This is a genomic window from Gemmatimonadaceae bacterium, assembly GCA_035633115.1.
GTDB lineage: Bacteria > Gemmatimonadota > Gemmatimonadetes > Gemmatimonadales > Gemmatimonadaceae > UBA4720.
Window position 1 is genome coordinate 19,705 of the sequence record DASQFN010000114.1, and the last position, 17,239, is coordinate 36,943.

17 protein-coding genes and 1 other RNA gene are annotated in these 17,239 nt (G+C 54.1%); 7 read left to right on the forward strand and 11 right to left on the reverse strand.

The window, feature by feature from the left end:
- Window positions 1–2 precede the first annotated feature (2 nt).
- Both VES88_16650 and VES88_16655 read right to left on the reverse strand, forming a co-directional pair.
- Window positions 3–1,385, reverse strand: coding sequence for an MBL fold metallo-hydrolase (locus tag VES88_16650; protein ID HYN83111.1), 1,383 nt, complete (start codon window positions 1,383–1,385; stop codon window positions 3–5).
- A gap of 2 nt (window positions 1,386–1,387) precedes the next feature.
- Window positions 1,388–1,564, reverse strand: coding sequence for a hypothetical protein (locus VES88_16655; GenBank protein ID HYN83112.1), 177 nt, complete (start codon window positions 1,562–1,564; stop codon window positions 1,388–1,390).
- 91 nt (window positions 1,565–1,655) lie between these two features.
- Here VES88_16655 and upp point away from each other — a divergent pair, with 91 nt between their 5' ends.
- Window positions 1,656–2,306, forward strand: a complete 651-nt coding sequence (gene upp, locus VES88_16660; GenBank protein HYN83113.1) for a uracil phosphoribosyltransferase — start codon at window positions 1,656–1,658, stop codon at window positions 2,304–2,306.
- 6 nt (window positions 2,307–2,312) lie between these two features.
- Here upp and VES88_16665 read toward each other — a convergent pair whose 3' ends face one another.
- Window positions 2,313–2,963: a DUF2225 domain-containing protein gene (locus VES88_16665; GenBank protein HYN83114.1), complete on the reverse strand. Its 651-nt coding sequence runs from the start codon at window positions 2,961–2,963 to the stop codon at window positions 2,313–2,315.
- Between the two features lie 159 nt (window positions 2,964–3,122).
- Here VES88_16665 and VES88_16670 point away from each other — a divergent pair, with 159 nt between their 5' ends.
- Window positions 3,123–4,064: a hypothetical protein gene (locus VES88_16670; protein HYN83115.1), complete on the forward strand. Its 942-nt coding sequence runs from the start codon at window positions 3,123–3,125 to the stop codon at window positions 4,062–4,064.
- 4 nt (window positions 4,065–4,068) lie between these two features.
- On the opposite strand, the gene mnmE is transcribed toward VES88_16670, so the two are convergent.
- The 5 genes from mnmE to rpmH form a co-directional block, all read right to left on the reverse strand.
- Window positions 4,069–5,460, reverse strand: a complete 1,392-nt coding sequence (gene mnmE, locus VES88_16675) for a tRNA uridine-5-carboxymethylaminomethyl(34) synthesis GTPase MnmE (GenBank protein ID HYN83116.1) — start codon at window positions 5,458–5,460, stop codon at window positions 4,069–4,071.
- Window positions 5,460–6,242 (reverse strand): MBL fold metallo-hydrolase, encoded by a 783-nt coding sequence (locus VES88_16680; protein ID HYN83117.1) that lies wholly within the window; start codon window positions 6,240–6,242, stop codon window positions 5,460–5,462. Before VES88_16680 ends, mnmE begins: the two co-directional genes overlap by 1 nt.
- Before the next feature lie 15 nt (window positions 6,243–6,257).
- Complete coding sequence (gene yidC, locus VES88_16685) at window positions 6,258–7,910, reverse strand: membrane protein insertase YidC (protein HYN83118.1); 1,653 nt, start codon at window positions 7,908–7,910, stop codon at window positions 6,258–6,260.
- Window positions 7,910–8,119, reverse strand: a complete 210-nt coding sequence (gene yidD, locus VES88_16690) for a membrane protein insertion efficiency factor YidD (protein HYN83119.1) — start codon at window positions 8,117–8,119, stop codon at window positions 7,910–7,912. The genes yidC and yidD overlap by 1 nt, the downstream gene beginning before the upstream one ends.
- A gap of 354 nt (window positions 8,120–8,473) precedes the next feature.
- Complete coding sequence (gene rpmH, locus VES88_16695; GenBank protein ID HYN83120.1) at window positions 8,474–8,638, reverse strand: 50S ribosomal protein L34; 165 nt, start codon at window positions 8,636–8,638, stop codon at window positions 8,474–8,476.
- 147 nt (window positions 8,639–8,785) lie between these two features.
- Between rpmH and dnaA the strand changes: the two genes are divergently transcribed.
- Both dnaA and dnaN read left to right on the forward strand, forming a co-directional pair.
- The gene (gene dnaA / locus VES88_16700; GenBank protein ID HYN83121.1) at window positions 8,786–10,180 is read left to right on the forward strand and encodes a chromosomal replication initiator protein DnaA; all 1,395 of its coding nucleotides are present in this window, start codon (window positions 8,786–8,788) and stop codon (window positions 10,178–10,180) included.
- Window positions 10,181–10,364: 184 nt separating this feature from the next.
- Entirely contained in the window at window positions 10,365–11,477 is a 1,113-nt protein-coding gene (dnaN, locus tag VES88_16705) for a DNA polymerase III subunit beta (protein HYN83122.1), read from the forward strand.
- A gap of 75 nt (window positions 11,478–11,552) precedes the next feature.
- Here dnaN and rnpB read toward each other — a convergent pair.
- An RNA gene (rnpB, locus tag VES88_16710) (RNase P RNA component class A) lies at window positions 11,553–11,937 on the reverse strand.
- Between the two features lie 989 nt (window positions 11,938–12,926).
- Entirely contained in the window at window positions 12,927–13,514 is a 588-nt protein-coding gene (gene pyrE, locus VES88_16715) for an orotate phosphoribosyltransferase (GenBank protein ID HYN83123.1), read from the reverse strand.
- A 221-nt stretch (window positions 13,515–13,735) separates the two neighbouring features.
- On the opposite strand from pyrE, the gene VES88_16720 reads away from it, so the two are divergent.
- Window positions 13,736–14,524 (forward strand): HAMP domain-containing sensor histidine kinase, encoded by a 789-nt coding sequence (locus tag VES88_16720; protein ID HYN83124.1) that lies wholly within the window; start codon window positions 13,736–13,738, stop codon window positions 14,522–14,524.
- Here the strand turns inward: VES88_16720 and VES88_16725 are convergent.
- Complete coding sequence (locus VES88_16725) at window positions 14,489–15,406, reverse strand: serine/threonine-protein kinase (GenBank protein HYN83125.1); 918 nt, start codon at window positions 15,404–15,406, stop codon at window positions 14,489–14,491. The two genes, VES88_16720 and VES88_16725, sit on opposite strands and share 36 nt — an antisense overlap.
- A gap of 65 nt (window positions 15,407–15,471) precedes the next feature.
- On the opposite strand from VES88_16725, the gene VES88_16730 reads away from it, so the two are divergent.
- Together VES88_16730 and VES88_16735 are read left to right on the forward strand one after the other, a co-directional pair.
- The gene (locus VES88_16730; protein HYN83126.1) at window positions 15,472–16,860 is read left to right on the forward strand and encodes a GWxTD domain-containing protein; all 1,389 of its coding nucleotides are present in this window, start codon (window positions 15,472–15,474) and stop codon (window positions 16,858–16,860) included.
- Between the two features lie 96 nt (window positions 16,861–16,956).
- Complete coding sequence (locus tag VES88_16735; protein HYN83127.1) at window positions 16,957–17,160, forward strand: cold-shock protein; 204 nt, start codon at window positions 16,957–16,959, stop codon at window positions 17,158–17,160.
- The last annotated feature ends 79 nt before the right edge of the window (window positions 17,161–17,239 follow it).

A 17,239-nucleotide genomic window follows, 5' to 3' on the forward strand; every position in this document is an offset into this window, starting at 1 on the left:
ACCTAGAAGGTCACTCGCGTGTGCGGCTCCGGGCAGGTGACGGAGTACCCTTTCGCCTCGAGTGTCGTCTTGAGCGCCTCCTGCGCTTCGGGCTCACCATGAACAAGGTGAACAGCTGCCAGGTTCGGTGACCCTGCCCGTACCACATCGAGCCAGATACGTAACTCGGTTCGATCGGCATGAGCGCTATAGCCGTTGATTACCTCAACGTTCGCCCTCAGTGGAATCTCCTCGCCGAATATCCGCAGCATTGGAGCTTTCTCCACTATCCGCCGCCCGAGCGTGTGCTCTGCCTGGAAGCCAACAATCAGTATCGTGTTGCGGGGGTCTGAAGCTCCCTGAGCCAGATGGTGGAGAATCCGCCCCGCTTCTACCATGCCCGACGCCGCAATGATTATCATCGGCCCGTTCATGTGAGCAAGAGCCTTTGATTCCTCGACATCACGCGTGTAGTGAATCAGCGGGAAGTCGAACAGCTCCTGCACCTTCTTGACCATGTCCTCGGATTGATCGAAGGCCTCGGGGTGCATCTCGAAAACGGTGGTCGTGTCAATTGCGAGCGGGCTATCGATATAGATCGGAATTGCAGGAATGGCTGATTCCCTGATCAGCGAATGCAGGTTGTAGATGATCTCCTGCGTGCGCCCTACCGCAAATGCGGGAATCAGAACTCGTCCTCCCTTTGCGGCGGTGTCCCGAACGATTTCCGCAAGCCGCACACGCGCGCCATCTACCGACTCATGGTCACGATTTCCATAGGTAGATTCCATGATGAGCGTGTTTGCTCCGGTCGGCGGTACGGGGTCCTTGATTATCGCCAGACCCGACCTGCCGATGTCGCCGGAGAACACCAGTCTCTTTGCCTGGCCGTCCTCCACACAATCGAGTATCACGGATGCAGAGCCCAGAATGTGACCTGCATCGACATAGGTTCCCTGAACGCCCGGCACTACATCGAACGGCTTGTTATACGGAACAGCAACCATCAGCTCCATTGTCCTGACTGCGTGCCTTGTTCCGTACAGCGGCTGAATAAACTCCTTTTTTCGCCTGGCCAGAAACTCGGCATCTTTCTCCTGGATATGAGCCGAGTCGGCCAGCATTACGGCGCACAGGTCACGAGTGGCCGAAGTTGCCCAGATGGTGCCGCTGTAGCCTTCGGCGATGAGAAACGGCAGTCGCCCGGAGTGGTCGATATGCGCATGTGACAGGACGATTGAGCTGATCTCTGCAATCGGTACCGGCAGTGTTCTATTCTTTTGCTCGGCGTCGCTTCTCTTCCCCTGGAACATGCCACAGTCGAGAAGGACTGTGCTGCCGTTTACGCGCAGGATGTGACACGAGCCCGTGACCTCGCGGGCCGCTCCATAGAACTCGATTTCCAAGTTTATCCTTCGGCTACGGCGTTACGCTGAAACAGAATTATCAGTCGCAGTTCATCCTGGGACATGAGTGCTGGTTCCCAGCCTCCCCTGCTTCGCTCATTGAGAAGGTCAGTCAGCGTATCTTCGTCCTCACGTGTGTGCCGGGTCAGCTTGACCACCACTGCCTGGTATTCCTTCATGCCGACATGAAATGAAAGTAAGTTAGAGGCGGTGAGTGGACGGATTCTTCAGCTGCTTCTGTGTGGTTACGGAAGGGTGGGTTGACGACAAATGATCGAGCGCACGAAGGAATTTCCAACACTCACAATTATCCGGCATCCACTCGTTCAGCACAAGCTGACGATAATGCGCAGCCGTGAGACTCCGACAAAAATCTTCAAGGAGCTCGTCGACGAGATCGCAATGCTGATGGCCTATGAGGCCACTATCGACCTCACCGTCGAGCCACTTCTGGTGACAACTCCCTTGGAGGATACAGCCGGGTGGCACATCAGCGGGAAAAAGCTGACCCTCGTACCGATTCTCAGGGCCGGGCTCGGAATGGTGGAGGGAATTCTTCGGCTTGTCCCCGCTGCGAGAGTCGGACACATCGGTCTCTACCGCGATCACGATACGCTCCAGCCTATCGACTACTACTTCAAGGTTCCAAGCGATGTGACCGAGCGGGATTTTTTCGTTCTCGATCCGATGCTGGCTACCGGCGGAAGCGCAGCCGCTGCCGTTTCCTCTCTTAAACGAGCTGGCGCTACGAGGATTCGGTTCCTCTGCCTAGTGGCTGCGCCTGAGGGCGTAAGACGCCTTGCCTCCGAGCATCCCGATGTTCAGGTGTACTGCGCGGCGCTCGACCGGGAGCTCAACTCACAAGGGTACATTCTGCCTGGTTTGGGCGATGCCGGTGACAGGCTTTTTGGAACACGGTAACACCCCTTAGCCAAACCACTCCTGGGGGTCAGTTCGCTGCTGGTCGGCCGCGGCGAGAATCCAATGCTGACTCTCCGGATCGGTCACCTCCTCGGGAACACGGTCGAACCAGTCTCTGGCCTGACCCAGGTCGCCGACGCGCCTCCAGAGCTCTCCAACCAGATATGTGAGGATTGCCCGTTCTTCGACAGCGACTCCGTCGTAGCTGCCGAGCGCTTCCTCGAAGCTCCATGCCGCCAGCCGGCGGAAGTATCGCTCTGTTTCGATGTCGTCTTCATCAACGCAGCACCAGGCAGCACGAAGCAGAATATCCGCAATCTGGCGCGCTTCGCCTCCCTGCCACTTAGCGACCTTCGCTGCGGCTTCATATTTCACCGACCCTGATGTGCTTGATGGAGCATGAGGAGCAAGCTCATTCAAAACGTGCTCCTTGACGAGCGGGCTGACTTCAGTAGCTCCTGAAAAGTCTCGCTCGCCGCCCGAGTACCCGCATTCGTCACACATATGAATGAGATAGGCCAGGGGCTGTGTTCCCGACGCGCACTCATGGAAATCCGTCCGCTTACCACCAAAGGCATTCGTTGAAACGACCGCCTGGGAGTGAAAACTGTGCCGACAGATTGGACAACAAAGTTCTATCTGACGGAGAGTCGTCATATCACCTCGAGATGCAATCCGAAAGGGACAAGGGGAAATTCTGTGCCAGCTTTTTTGTCAAGGTTGGGTTAGGTCGCTCTTGTTCGGAATTTCCTTCGAACGTATTTTCTCGCATCCAAAAGCGCGCCGCGCTAAAATGAACTCCTCGCGACCTGGTCGTTGATGCTGATTAACCTGCTGCCTGATTTCTTCGCAGTTCTTAACAGCACCGATCGCATCGCGGCATACCACCGCTACTTCGACACTCACCGCAACATCCTCCAGGCTTACTGGTCAAATTACGTCCTCGATCCCGATGGACCGCATTTCGCCGACGTAGCTCGATCAGCCGCTCTCGCCGGCCGAGGAGACCTCCGGACAATGCTCGAGAGAATCGATGTTGTTTCTCTCGCCAGAAATGCCGAAGAACAGTGTCGGGCTCTCCTCGATGTCGATTCCGATATCGATGTCGTGCTGATGGTCGGCGTCGGGGCAGCCAATGCAGGCGAACTGGTAGTAAACGGACGGGGAATTGCCTTCGTGTGTCTCGAGCACTTTACCAGTGTCACAAACCCCGAGACCCACGGGCTGGGACTCGACCCCGAGCTCATCCCCCTTTGGCTTGCCCACGAAATCGCGCACGCTGTTCGCTACACTTCACCCGAAAGCCGAAGCGAAATGCGCCAGGCTATTGAAGAGATGGGGGGCTACTACTCCTATTGGGAGACGGGAAAACGGGTAAGTCTTCGCGAGCTGCTCATCAACGAGGGCATTGCAGTTCACGTTTCTCGCGTAATCAGTCCGGGCCATGCTGCCTGGGAGTACTTCGGTTATGACCGTCGCGAATATGCCCGTATTCGTGAAATGGAGCCCGTGGTGGCCCGGGCATTGTCAGCCGAGCTTGACAGTGCAGGTCTCGGACTGCGCCTGAAATACCTCTCCGAGGGCATGACAGACGAGAGGAGGCGGGTCGGCGATCAAATTCTGCCCGAGCGGGCAGGCTATTATGTCGGCGCAAAGATGGCCGAGCATGCAATTGCCACCAGAGGCTACGCGTGGACTGCGAGGGCTGGCGCCCAGGAAATAATGGCGAGCGCTGGAGAGGCAGCAGAGAGCGCTTAGTCGGTTATTTCCCTACACAGAAGGCACTGAACACTCGCTCCAGAACATCCTCGGTGCTCACTGCACCGATCAGTGTCTCCAATGCGATTGCTGCCGTTCGAAGGTGTACTGCCGCTACTGGTGCAGGAAGAGACTCAGCCGTCCACACGGATTTGAACTCAGCAATTTCGGCACGGGCGACATTGATCCCCTGAACATGCCTTGCCCGCACCAGCACAGGCAGCTCCGGCGTGAGCTCTCCATAAGTCTCGGTAAGGACAACGTCAATTTCATTCTGAAGGCGGTCCAGTCCTTCGCCCGTCACAGCACTGACACTGATGTACCTCGGTTGTTCTGCATCTGACCGTTCGAGCATTTCGTTTACACAGAGATCACTCTTCGTCAGAACCGAAATTACTGGCGCCGACGAAATCCGCGACAGAATCAAACCAACTCGCTTCATGGAGTCTTTGCTTTCGCCACAGGCGAGTAGAATATGAGCTCGAGCTACATACCTCTCGCTCATCTCAATTCCGAGCAGTTCCACCACGTCACCGCTTTCCCGAAGACCAGCAGTATCAATCAGGCGAATGGGCCAGCGCCCCGCGTCGATCACTCCTTCGAGTGCGTCACGAGTTGTTCCCGGAATTTCCGTGACGATAGCCCGGTTTTCTCCGAGAAGTGTGTTGAACAGAGAGGACTTGCCTGCGTTTGGCTCTCCGGCAATTACAGTGATCGCTCCCTCCCTCACGATCTGGCCAACCGGGATGGTTGCGAGAAGGATATCAAGAGACTCCAGCACACGATTCGCTGACTGGAGCACTCGATCCCTCGAGACCGGACCATCATCCTCCTCGGGAAAATCTATGTCGTATGCAAGGAGGGACTCCAGAGAAAGTACACTCTCGCGAATCGAAGCGATTCGCGACGATAAGCCCCCCTCGAGCTGCCCGAGTGCAACCTGCTGCATGGCGTGAGACTCGGCATCGATGAGATCACCAATTGCTTCCGCCTGAACGATGTCGAGTTTGCCGTTGAGCACCGCTCGGCGCGTGAACTCCCCTGGAAGCGCTTCTCTCGCACCAGAGCCAATCAACGCAGCAATCACGGACGCAGGCACAGTGTGGCCGCCATGCGTCGAGATCTCCACAACGTCTTCGCCGGTGAATGAGTACGGCCTTACATAGACCGTCACTATCGCCTGATCCAGGATCCACCCGCTGTCATGGACCGTGCATAGCGAAGCTTCCCGGGAGTCGGCCGGCCAAGGATCGATATGCTTCGCCGCAATACCGAATGCGTCTTCACCACTCAGCCGCACAACTGCTATCGCACTTCTCCCGGGAGCTGTGCCGAGCGCCACAATAGTGTCGCAGCCTCCGGCAATGCTCTGCCCTAAACCGGGACTCGAGGTCACTACTCGTCCGACGGTAGGTCGAAGCTCATCCCGGGCTCGAGAATCTGCACCATCTCGCTTCTCGGATGTCCCGGCAGCAGTGCCCTGAGGCGATAAATCGCATCATGAGCTTTCGATGTCACGTGATCGAAAGTGCCCCAGTGGTACGGGATGAGATACCTGGCATCCAGCCGATCAAACAGGGTGAGTGCGTCACCGCTGGTTAGATGGCCTTTTCGAAACCCGGGCTTCCACCATGGAGCATGGCCAATAGGCAGCAGCGCCATATCCAGCCGACGCCCGACAATTGTCACGTTATTCTCAACGAGATGCGTACTTTCCGGAGTCAATCCAGTATCACCCGCAAAGAAACAGGAAAGCTTATTAGTATCAAATAGATACATATTGGCGGCACTCCGCCACCGATCGACGGCGTACCGATTACCCCGATGCGTTGCCGAGCCGGCGTGGATTTCGACTCTGCCGCATTGAACAGCCTCTCCGGGAGCGATTTGCTGAGCCATGCCATAGCCTCGCCGCCTTAGCCATCTGGCGATCGCCGGGGGCGCATAAATCGGAATTTCCTGAGGCAGGGCATCGAGAGATTTGAACGACAGATGATCCGCGTGCGCATGCGTAATGATTATCGCGTCAATACGCGGCAGGGACTTGATCGCCACTCCCGGTGCACTGACCCTTGGCAGAAACTTGCCAAGAGCTAGATCAAAGTTCGGGTCGGTCAGGAAGATTCGGTCAGCCAGCTCAATTAGTAGCGTTGCGTGACCAATATAGGTGATCCGCATCTTCCCTTCGCTCGCCTACGTCAGACGCTTGCGTCGGGCGCGCTCTCTCGCCAGAAGCCACTGCTGTGGAAGGGCGGCAAGATTCTGTGCCGTGTAGTAGAGGTTCAGCCCGGAAGCCATGTTTGCGAGGACAAAGGTCATCATTACCGGGAACATGTAACTCATCATCTTGGCCTGCGGATTCGGCGGAGCATTACGCAGGCCGATCCAGGAGAGTACGTACATCGAGGCGCCCATCAGAACCGGAAGGATGTAGTAGGGATCCTTCATCGAGATATCGTGAAGCCACATGAAGGGAACGCCTCTGAACTCGATGGTGCCCTGAAACACAAAGAACAGCGCGAAGAGTACGGGCATTGGAATGAGAGCCGGCAGGCATCCGGTGAGCGCGGTGAACGGACTGGCGCCATGCTCCTTGTACACTTTCATGATCTCTTCTCGTTGCCTCTCTGGCTTGTCCTTGTACTTCTTCTGCACCTCTGCCAGCTGCGGCTGAATGTCCTGCATTTTCATGCTCGAGCGCATCGCGCTCTGGTTCAGCGGCCAGAGAATTATCCGGATCAGGACACCGAAGATCACCAGCACCCAGCCATAGCTCAGCTGCAGTACTTCATGCATCCACAGGAGAAGGCGAACACAGAGCGTTGCAATAGGCTGCACCATACCCTGCAGAAAACGCCATCCAAACGGGTTTACATGGTCGAAGTCTCGACCTACTGCAACGAGCTCATTCTGTTGCTGCGGACCTGCATAAAGGTCCATCGTGAATTTTCCGTCTTTGATCGCCTTTACAATCGTGGCGGAGGCGGTTGTCGCGAGCTTGGATGTCCGTGGACCGCCCTTCAAGCTCACCTCATCGAACGTATTACCCGGTGGGTTTAACACCCCCAGCACAAAGTACTTGTTCTTTACGGCAGCCCATGTCAGCGGCCCGGCCGCGAGTTCTTGCTCACCCGGATCAAGGCTTCCAAACTGCACAAGCCGGGCATTGTCCCGCTGCGGCTTGAACGAATACGCCAGGCTATTCAAGTCAGCGGTGGTGTCCGATTCCGTAGGCCTGACGGTCGATGGAAGATGCGTCAGAAGATAGACATTCTCTGCTGGCCCATCGATTCGACCATTGATGCTGACCATATAGCGATCAGGAACAAAGCCGTATCTGATTGTCACATTGAAGTTGTCGACTGTTGCGCTATAGATAAGCGCACCGCCACTTGCTAGATCCCCCTCACGTGTGACTCGAAATGGAACCCGATCAAGTGATGTCGTGTCGCCTCGATGCACTAGCCCATACTTCAACAAAGGCTCGCCAGGGGTTCGCAACTCAACGATCCCACCTGAAGACGTAAGGTTCTTATAGTCCTTCAGGCGGATTGAAGTGGGAGCTGCTCCGATGCTGCTGAACTGATAAATCGAGCGCCTGGTCTCGATTGTCGTGATTTCCGGCCGGATATCCATTAAACCAACAGAATCGGTCGCAGCCGGACGGGGCTGCTCACTCGCAGAGGGTAGACTATCCTGGACCCGAGCTCTCGGAGGGACTACAGAACTAACGGTATCACGCTTGACGTCGACGGGCGGTGCCGGAGGCGCAACAGGAAAAAGAAACTGAGTTATGGCAACAACAGCTGCAGCCAGCAGTAGGGCCAGAAAGTATCGTTTTTCCATTAGGGGACCGGGTCATATCCACCCGCTCGAAACGGGTGACACCGCGCAATTCGGCGGATTGCCAGCCAGCTTCCACTCACGGGTCCATGGCGCTCGATAGCTTCAATCGCATACGCTGAGCACGTCGGATAATAGCGACATGCTGCAGGCAATAACGGTGAGATCCAAAGCTGATAGCCTCGAATCATCAGAATAAGAGGGTTTCGCATCAAGTTGCCGGAAATTCAGCCATCAGCCGTACTTGGATTCGCTCAACCTCGCGAGCAAGCTCTTTGAAATCCGCTGTATAGGCACTCGGCAGCGCACGGACTATGATATCCAAGCCGGGAAACCTGGGAATGAGCCAGACCCGGACCAGTTCCCGAAGACGTCTCCGAAGCTGGTTCCGTTCTACCACTGTGTGACCATACTTCGCTACCACTATGGCAACCCGACAATAAGAGAGCAGGGAGACGACCACACTGGCCTCGATACGGCCAGTTTTTAGCCTTTTCCCTGCTCGTTTGATTTTTTCCAACTCGCTCTCACGCGTAAGTCTATGCCGACGCGAATACGAGCTCTTCTTAGGCGCCGGCGTATTTACTCGGCAGGCGTACCGCTAACTGCTTACGGCCTTTTTTACGTCGCCGGTTGAGCACCGCCCTACCCCATCGGGTTGACATTCGCTCACGAAAACCATGAGTCCTGATACGACGTTTGTTACGCGGACAATAGGTTGGCTTGCCCATTAAGATCACCAAGAAAGCTAAATCGACAGATTTCGTAAATAGCTGATAAAACTATCTCACTACACGACATACCTCAACCCATGTAAACCAATTCACCGAAATGCAGATTGACTTTTCCACATGGTTTGGCTACGGTTGCCGTCCCCTATGTCACTGACAGCTTCAGAAGTCTGGAAACGCCTACTCGACCGAGCTCGGATCGATATTCCCGAGCAAACTTTCAGGACATGGCTTGAGCCAACTGAAGCTCTAAGCCTGGACGGAGATGTAATTTCGGTTGGTGTTCCCGATCAGTTTGCTGCTGACTGGAACGAGTCCAAACATGCTGAATTGTTTTCCACATACGGTCCGATCGCCCTTGGGTACCCTATCAGAGTCATTTTCAAAGTCAACGAAGAGCGAAAAAAGAGGTCACAAATGGATTTCTTTGTAGCTCCTCCTGTTTTCTCTTTCGCAACAGGACGAGGCCACTTAAGCGCCAACCAGGCGCCACTTAGTTCCCGTTATACTTTCGACCACTTTGTCATCGGCAAATCCAACGAACTTGCCGCTGCTGCTGCACACGCTGTCTCCCAAGCACCAGGAAAGGTCTACAATCCCCTCTTTATCTATGGTGACACCGGGATAGGTAAAACTCATCTAATGCAGGCTATTGCACACGATATCATCTCAAGAAATCCACAAATGAGAATCAGCTTCGTTGGTACCGAGCAGTTTACTAACGAGTTGATTGGATCGATTCAGAACCATACCACATCGAGTTTTCGCCGACAGTACCGTGAGACCGACCTATTACTCATTGATGATGTGCATTTCCTCCGCGGAAAGGAGGCAACCCAGCAGGAATTCTTCCACACATTCAACGCATTGTACGAAGCGGGCCGTCAGATTGTTCTAACAAGCGATCGTCCACCTTCAGACATTCCAGGACTTGAAGCACGTCTAATCAGTCGCTTCCAATGGGGAATGGTTGCAGACATTCAGCTCCCCGATTTTGAGCACCGAATTGCAATCCTCAGACAGAAGGCACAACTCGACCACTTAGAACACACAATCCCGGAAGACGTAATCCGCTTCATCGCAGAGAACGTAAAATCCAGTGTCCGTGAACTCGAAGGATCCATTATCAAACTCCTCGCGTTTGCATCACTTAAGCATAAAGAGATCTCAATTGATCTTGCGCACGAAGCTCTGCGCGACAAGCTACGCCCTATAAATGGACAGCCAAGCCATCCAGCCTCCTCAACTCTAACGATCAATACAATCCAGCAAATAGTTGCCCAAGAGTGGGGAGTTACTGCAGAAGGTCTCCGATCAAAGACTCGCACAAAAGCTCTAACAATTCCCCGTCACATTGCAATGTTCCTAACACGTGATCTACTTGGAACTCAGCTTGTCGAAATCGGTAACGCTTTCGGCGGTCGTGATCACTCAACGGTTATCCACAGCATAGAGAAAACAGCAGAAATCCTGGATACAAATCCTTCGTACAGAAGCCGCATCCACAAAATTCGGCTTCAGCTTGAAGCACTACGATCCTAGTCCACAAAGGTCCACCAAGAACTAACATCAGAACTCATAGCACAACTCACTCATATCAAATACCTTCCGCCAGATACCACATGTCTCAACAAACCTACTACTACTACTAATCTCTTATATCAAAAGACAGCATTCGGCAGTTACCACGGGAAACAAACCCACCTAAGAACAGGATCCTGACGGCATGCGGCTCACGATATCTCGGGAAAAACTTCAAGAAGGCTTGGCAGCTGTCACGGCAAGTATTCCTGCAAAGACAACGTTACCCGTCTTGGCAAATATTCTGTTGGAGACAACGGATAGAGGCATTCGGCTCTCGGGGACGGACCTAGATATTGCTGTTACAACAGAGGTAAGTGCAGATGTTGAAGCACCAGGAGCTGTAACAATTCCAGCGAAGAAGCTCTCTGAGATTGCGCGAGAGCTACCCCCTTCTCCAGTGAAAATGGCAGCTGTTGGGGAACAGCGGATTACACTTGAGTGTGGTCGGTCGCGGTTTAAGTTGCTGGGTTTACCACGGGACGAGTTTCCTACCTTTCCGAAGGTGAAGTTTTCCGATAGCTGGCGTGTTCGTTCAGGTGATCTTCAAAAGTTGATTTCTCATACTTCGTTTGCGGTTTCGACAGAAGAGAGTCGACCGATTTTAAATGGTGTTCTTTGGGAGCTTAAGAGTGAGAAGATGGCGATGGTGGCAACGAACGGGCATCGTTTGGCGAGGATGGAGATTCAGACGGAGATGTCGTCAGCGCCTTCACACGATTTAATTATTCCACCGAAGGCACTGGAGCAGGTAAGGCGGTTATTCCCGGCTGAAGAAGAGCTTGAGATAGCTCGTGGTGAAAATCATCTTGGCTTCAGGTCACCATTTACTTCGGTGTTTACACGGTTGATTGAAGGTCCATACCCGAACTATGAGTTAGTTATCCCGCGAGATAATAATCGAAGTGCGGTTATTGATAAGATGGCTTTAGTTAGTGCCTTGAAGAGAATGTCAGTTGTAGCGTCTGATCAGACTCATCGTATTCGGCTCTCATTTAATTCCGGGATGCTGAAGTTCAGTGTGCAGACGCCTGATCTTGGTGAAGCTCAAGACGAGTTGCCAATCAGGTATGTTGGTGACCAGCTCGATATTGGATTCAACGCGAGCTACCTACTCGAGATCCTCAGGTACATTCCAACTGATGAGGTCAAGCTTACGTTTAAAGCGCCTGAACGGGCCGCAACACTTGAGCCGGAAGGGTGGTCAGATTCCGCAACATACCTCTGTCTCGTGATGCCACTAAGGCTGGTGGATTAATTCAAACCTCTGGTAAATGGTGGCTGGATAGTGGAACAAGCCCTTTACGAGTCTTTGTAAAGGGCTTGTTCCTTTTCTGGCAATCAGTCTATAAGCCGGGTTCTGTCCGATGGCTAAGCCATCTCGACGGTCATTTCTCTCGAACCACGATCACTCGTGATTTCTAGCAGCCTACCCACGGCGTCTTTATCGAGGTGGATGTCTCTCGCCGTTTACTTGGCCTTGCTCCAGCTGGGGTTTACCATGCCGCCCATGTTACCATGAGCGCGGTGGGCTCTTACCCCACCATTTCACCCTTACCTCGGTTTTCCTTGGCGGTCTGTTTTCTGTTGCACTTTCCGTAACCAGAGAATCACTTCTCTGATTCCCAGGTATTACCTGGCAGCCTTATCCACGGAGCCCGGACTTTCCTCGATTTAGACTCCAGTAGAGACTAAATCGCGACCGTCCAACTGATTGCGCCTGACATCGAATATATACACTTGACTGACAGTTTAGTGCGTATCTCAGCCTTAATGTCTTCCGGCGCTGACGGGATGCTGACGTGGCCCTTTTATACTAGCTGGGTCTCATATAACTCTTTCGGAGTGACTATGGCTAGCTCGAGATCGGCATTACCGCCAATGCCCGTGACAACAATGCTCACGCCGAGTGAAAGGGCTCGAGTTGATGCAGCAGCGCAGGGATTATACTCCGCACTTCATCGTGAATCTCTTGATGAGGTAATTGCCGATTTGCGTGAGCGGCGAGCTGGTGCTGTCCTGGTTTCTATTGCTCGCTATGGACTGCAGAGTAGTGCACGTATGGCGGCGATGGTTCGGGAATTTCCGCGAGTTCCAGCCATGGCTTTGCTCACTGAAACTCAGTATGCGACCCCTCAGTTTCTACTTGCTCTGGGTCAACTAGGGGTTCGAATCCTGATCGATGCGCGTCAACCTTCAGGGTGGCAAACGCTTCGTGAGATTCTTGCTGCTGAACGGTCAAGCGATCTTCAGCGTACGGCATTGGGACGGCTGAGTGCAGACCTAGTCGGTGCTCCACCCGATTGCTGGAGATTTTTTGAGCTTCTCTTCAGCCACTCGCCGCGTGTTCAGACTGTTCGCCAACTCTCTCGAGAGATGTGTATTTTGCCGAGTACGTTGATGAGCCGGTTCTTTCGAGCACACTTGCCGCCGCCGAAGCGTTATCTAGCACTGGCTAGACTCATCAGAGCTGCAAAGCTGTTCGAGAATCCTGGTCTCTCTGTGGCTAGCGTAGCCAATTACTTGGATTATTCATCCCCGCAGAGTTTTGGACGTCATGTTCGAGCAATGATGCAAATGTCGCCCGTGATCTTCCGGGAGCGATATGACGGCGCAGGAATGCTGCTTTACTTTCGTGAGGAGCTTATTCTACCGTATGTCGCAGTTCTTCGTGATTTCCGACCTGCGGCCGCATATCCTGGTTGGATCATGAGACAGCGGAATTTGGATGCTCGTTTAAGTGTGAAATCAAGGACATCAGCTCACCACGGTGGGTAACTGAAATGACCCTGTAACCGGCGTCTTCAATTGCCTCGCGGCCACCCTCCTGTCGATCCACCAGTGTGAATACTCCTGCTATATGTCCGCCCGCAGTTTTGATAGCGTCGACAGCTTTTAAGGCGGAATAACCTGTGGTTATTACATCCTCCACAACCACTACCCGATCTCCATCCAGGAACGTCCCCTCGATCAACCTTCTGGTTCCATGAGTCTTTGCTTCTTTTCGGATGGTAAATGCGCGGAGAAGTGGAGGAGTAAAATTGCTCGCGTAGCTGATTGAATATGCGATTGGGTCAGCGCCCAGTGTGAGCCCTCCAATAGAATCCAGTTCCCACTCAGCAGCTTTCAACATCTGGATTGCTAAAGGTCCAATGAGTGAAAGCCCTTCCGGACTCATTGTTGTGAGTCGCGCGTCAATGTAAAGATCGGAGGTTCTTCCGGAAGCTAGTTTGAAGTATCCGGTTTTTACGGAACGCGTAGCGAGGAGATGAATAAGCCGCTGGCGTTCCGTCATCGCGTCGGGCATCATCCACGAATATTATCGAGGTCAGAGCTTCTCAATTGTTTCCCTGGCTGGATTGCTGAGTAATGCAACCGTTCGTCTATATTCTAGCCGTTGTTGTCTTTGCGGGCCTTGGGCTCCTGCTGAATCATGAACGACGCCAGGCTCGGAAGCTCGTTGAACGGTCCAAGGAGCTCGAGCGACTGTCGGCCGAACTTCTACGAGCCAGCCGCATGAAAAATGAGTTCCTGGCGAATGTCTCGCATGAGCTTCGAACTCCGCTCAACGCCATCGTCGGATTCGTCGATCTGTTACGTGAAGGTGTCTATGGGGATTTAGCGCCGCGGCAGGTGAAACCCGTTGAAAGAATCGAGGCTTCAGCAAATCATCTGCGCCATCTTGTGGATCAGATTCTCGATCTTGCAAAAATGGCTGCAGGCCGACTGGATGTTCATACAGAAATTCTCGATGTGCGGCCTTTTATTCTGGATGTTGCCAGCGAGGTGGAATCTCTTGTCAACGAAAAGGATTTGAGTCTTTCTCTTACAATGGGCAGCGCGCTGCCCAGAATAAGAACCGATCCTACTCACCTTCGACAAATTCTTGTGAACTTAATTGGGAACGCCGTGAAGTACACAAACAAAGGGACAATAGTGGTCCGAACGCGAACAGTGCCCCAGTCCGAAGGGCTTACTCTGGGAATGCCGGTGGACCTTCCGGTGCCTGATCGGGTGGAGGCAACCTGGTTGTGTGTGCAGGTCGCAGATCCGGGTATCGGGATAGCACCAGCTGACCAACGGCGGATTTTCGAGGAGTTCGAGCAGGTTGAGCCAGGGCCGCGGTCAGACTCGCCAAATCGTGGAACGGGACTTGGGCTGGCTATCTCTCGGCGGCTGGCCCGGCTTCTTGGCGGTGACTTGACGCTTGTGAGCGAGATAGGACGGGGCTCGACGTTCACACTGTGGCTGCCAATCAACGCCTATGACTTAGCTCCGCCGCAGTATTCCTCGAACGCGGGCTAGGATACCACCTCCATCCTGCTCATCGGACTCTGGCGGGGTATCTCCAACAGTGCCTGAAATCGATTCCTGAAACGCCTTGGTGAAAACCATCACATCCGGGTATCGGTTCGACGGCTGTTTAGCCAGTGCACGCATCACGGTAGCTTCAAGCGCCGAGCTGAACCTGAGTTTCTCTCGAGCCGAGTTCAGCGGAATGGGAGGGAGCGTCAACAGCTGAGTGAACATCTCCCTCGGAGCTTTAGCGGTATATGGCAGTGATCTCGTGAGCAGATAGTATGCGATCGTTGCAAGACTGTATTGATCTGCAGCCGGTGTCACGAGCTCGCCCGAAAGTGCTTCAGGCGCTACATACATCAGGGAACCTACGAAAAACCCTGCTCTCGTCAGCCTTTCGTCTGCACCGGTTTGAGTGTCAGTCGCGATCCCGAAATCAAGCAGTTTGACCTGCTTGCTGTCGGGATCGTACATGACATTCTCGGGCTTCAGATCTCGGTGGACAATATTGGCCTGATGCGCAGCGTGTACGGCCGCGCCGATCTGGGAAATGACCGCAGCCACCTCTTCGATCGGAAGAGGAGCGTGCTGCCGTGCATACCTTTCCAGTAGCTGTCCGCTGGCCCACTCGATTGCCAGAAAGTGGAGACCGGTATCCGATTCTCCGATTTCAATAGTTCGGACGACGTTTGGATGCTGGACCCGAGCGCCGTATTGCGCCTCCCTGACGAAACGGGCGACAGCGGTGCGATCGTAGCGTAGTTTCTCTCGGAGGATCTTCAGCGCAACTGTGCCATGAGTGGGATGCATGGCTCGATAGACTGCCGAGGTTCCGCCCTCGCCGACCTCACTCTCAACGGTATAGCCGGCTATCTTTGAGCCGAGCAAGCTCTGTTCAGGCACACGGGCGAAAGTAATAGAAACTGATTAGCGGGGATAGGGTAGATAGACGAATGCGTAAGTCCACAACTGGCTGTCTCATATCGATTGCTTTGGCTGTGACGGTGGCTGGTTGCGCGCAGTCACGCCCCGGGCAGCCAGTCGTAGCGGCGACTTCGCCGAGGGGTGTACAGCCTGCCCAGGATCCTACCACCATCTACCACCAGATGGGGCTTATTGCCACTGGGAGCCCCCTCTCCTTTGTTGGAAAAATCGCGTATTTCGCGTCGTCATCCCCCGATATCACCATGATGCTGGCCAGCATTTCGATCCCCAACCGGGCGCTGAGCTTTGTGCGTGAGGGCGACTCGTACAGAGCTCCATACGAAGTGCATCTGACGCTTACACAGGGCGCGAATCAGGTAGCTGCTGTCAACAGTATGGAAATCGTCAGAGTTCCCACGTTCAGGGAGATCAATCGAACCGACGAGAGTGTGATCTTCCAGCATTACTTCAAGGTCCGGCCTGGCAACTATAATCTCTCTTTCCAGGTACGTGACGCGACCAGCGCACGAAGTACCAGCCAGGAGGGGGCAGTTACGGTCCCGGCACTTCGGGGCGGCCATCTTTCCACGCCGGTGCTTGTTTACGAGGCAAGCCCGCGGTCGGCACTCGACTCTCTTCCGCGTATTCTAGCCAGCCCACGATCCAGTGCTGTTTTCGGCCAGGACAGCACGGTAGCCGTCTATCTGGAAGGTTACGGAACGCAATCTCAGCTACCGGTGGGATTCATTGTCCAGAATGATCGTGGTGCTGTGACATGGCGGGATACTCTACAGTTGCAGCGTCGCGGAAACCTTTTGAGCGGGTCTGTGAGGATTCCAATTTCTCGAGTGGGAATTGGCATCGCCAACGTGACGTTTACCAGAATCGATGCGACGGATACGGTAAGGACACCGGTTTTTGTGAGCTTCGGAAACGATATCCCGCTGGTAACCTACGAGGAAATGCTTTCCGAGCTGCGGTACTACGCAGCATCCGATCGCATCAGGTCGCTACGGGATGCTCCGCCAGAGCGTCGTGGGGCTGCATGGGCGGATTTTCTCCGTTCCACGGATCCTGTTCCAGCAACCCCTGAGCACGAGGGATTGCAGGCGTATTTTGGCAGGATTCTACAGGCGAACACCCGCTTTCGTGAGGAGTCGCGGGGTGGATCAGGCTGGCTCTCAGATCGCGGCAAGGTCTTTGTTGCTGTCGGCGAGCCGGACCAGATATACGAGCAAACTACCAACCTTCCTGTTACGGCAACCTCGACAACACGAGCCCGTGTGCAGTACTGGGAATACGGTCAATACAGAGTGCGATTCCTGTTCTATGACGAGACTGGTACAGGACGATGGCGTCTGACGCCGGCAAGCGAGGCCGAGTTCCAGGCGGTAAACGCACGTATTCTGGTTCACTGAACGCGGCGGTTGCTACCCTACCCCAAATTGCTTGACAAAAATCCGGGCTGATTCTATATAGGCGCGCACTGGAATCAGATGCCCGGAGGCAGTTCCATGGCCAGAGGAAAAGTGAAGTGGTTCAACGACGCGAAGGGCTATGGCTTCATCGAGCAAGACGGCGGTGAAGACGTCTTCGTTCACTTCTCGGCGATATCGATGGATGGCTTCAAGACTCTCGCTGAAGGTCAGGAAGTCGAATTCGAGATCGAGACGGGCAACAAGGGACTGCATGCAACCAACGTGCATACTCAGGCATAGCCAGCTTATACTCGCGAGCTGAATAGCGTGCCGAACTGACGCGCCTTGGTGTGAATCTTCGCACCAGGGCGCTTTGTAT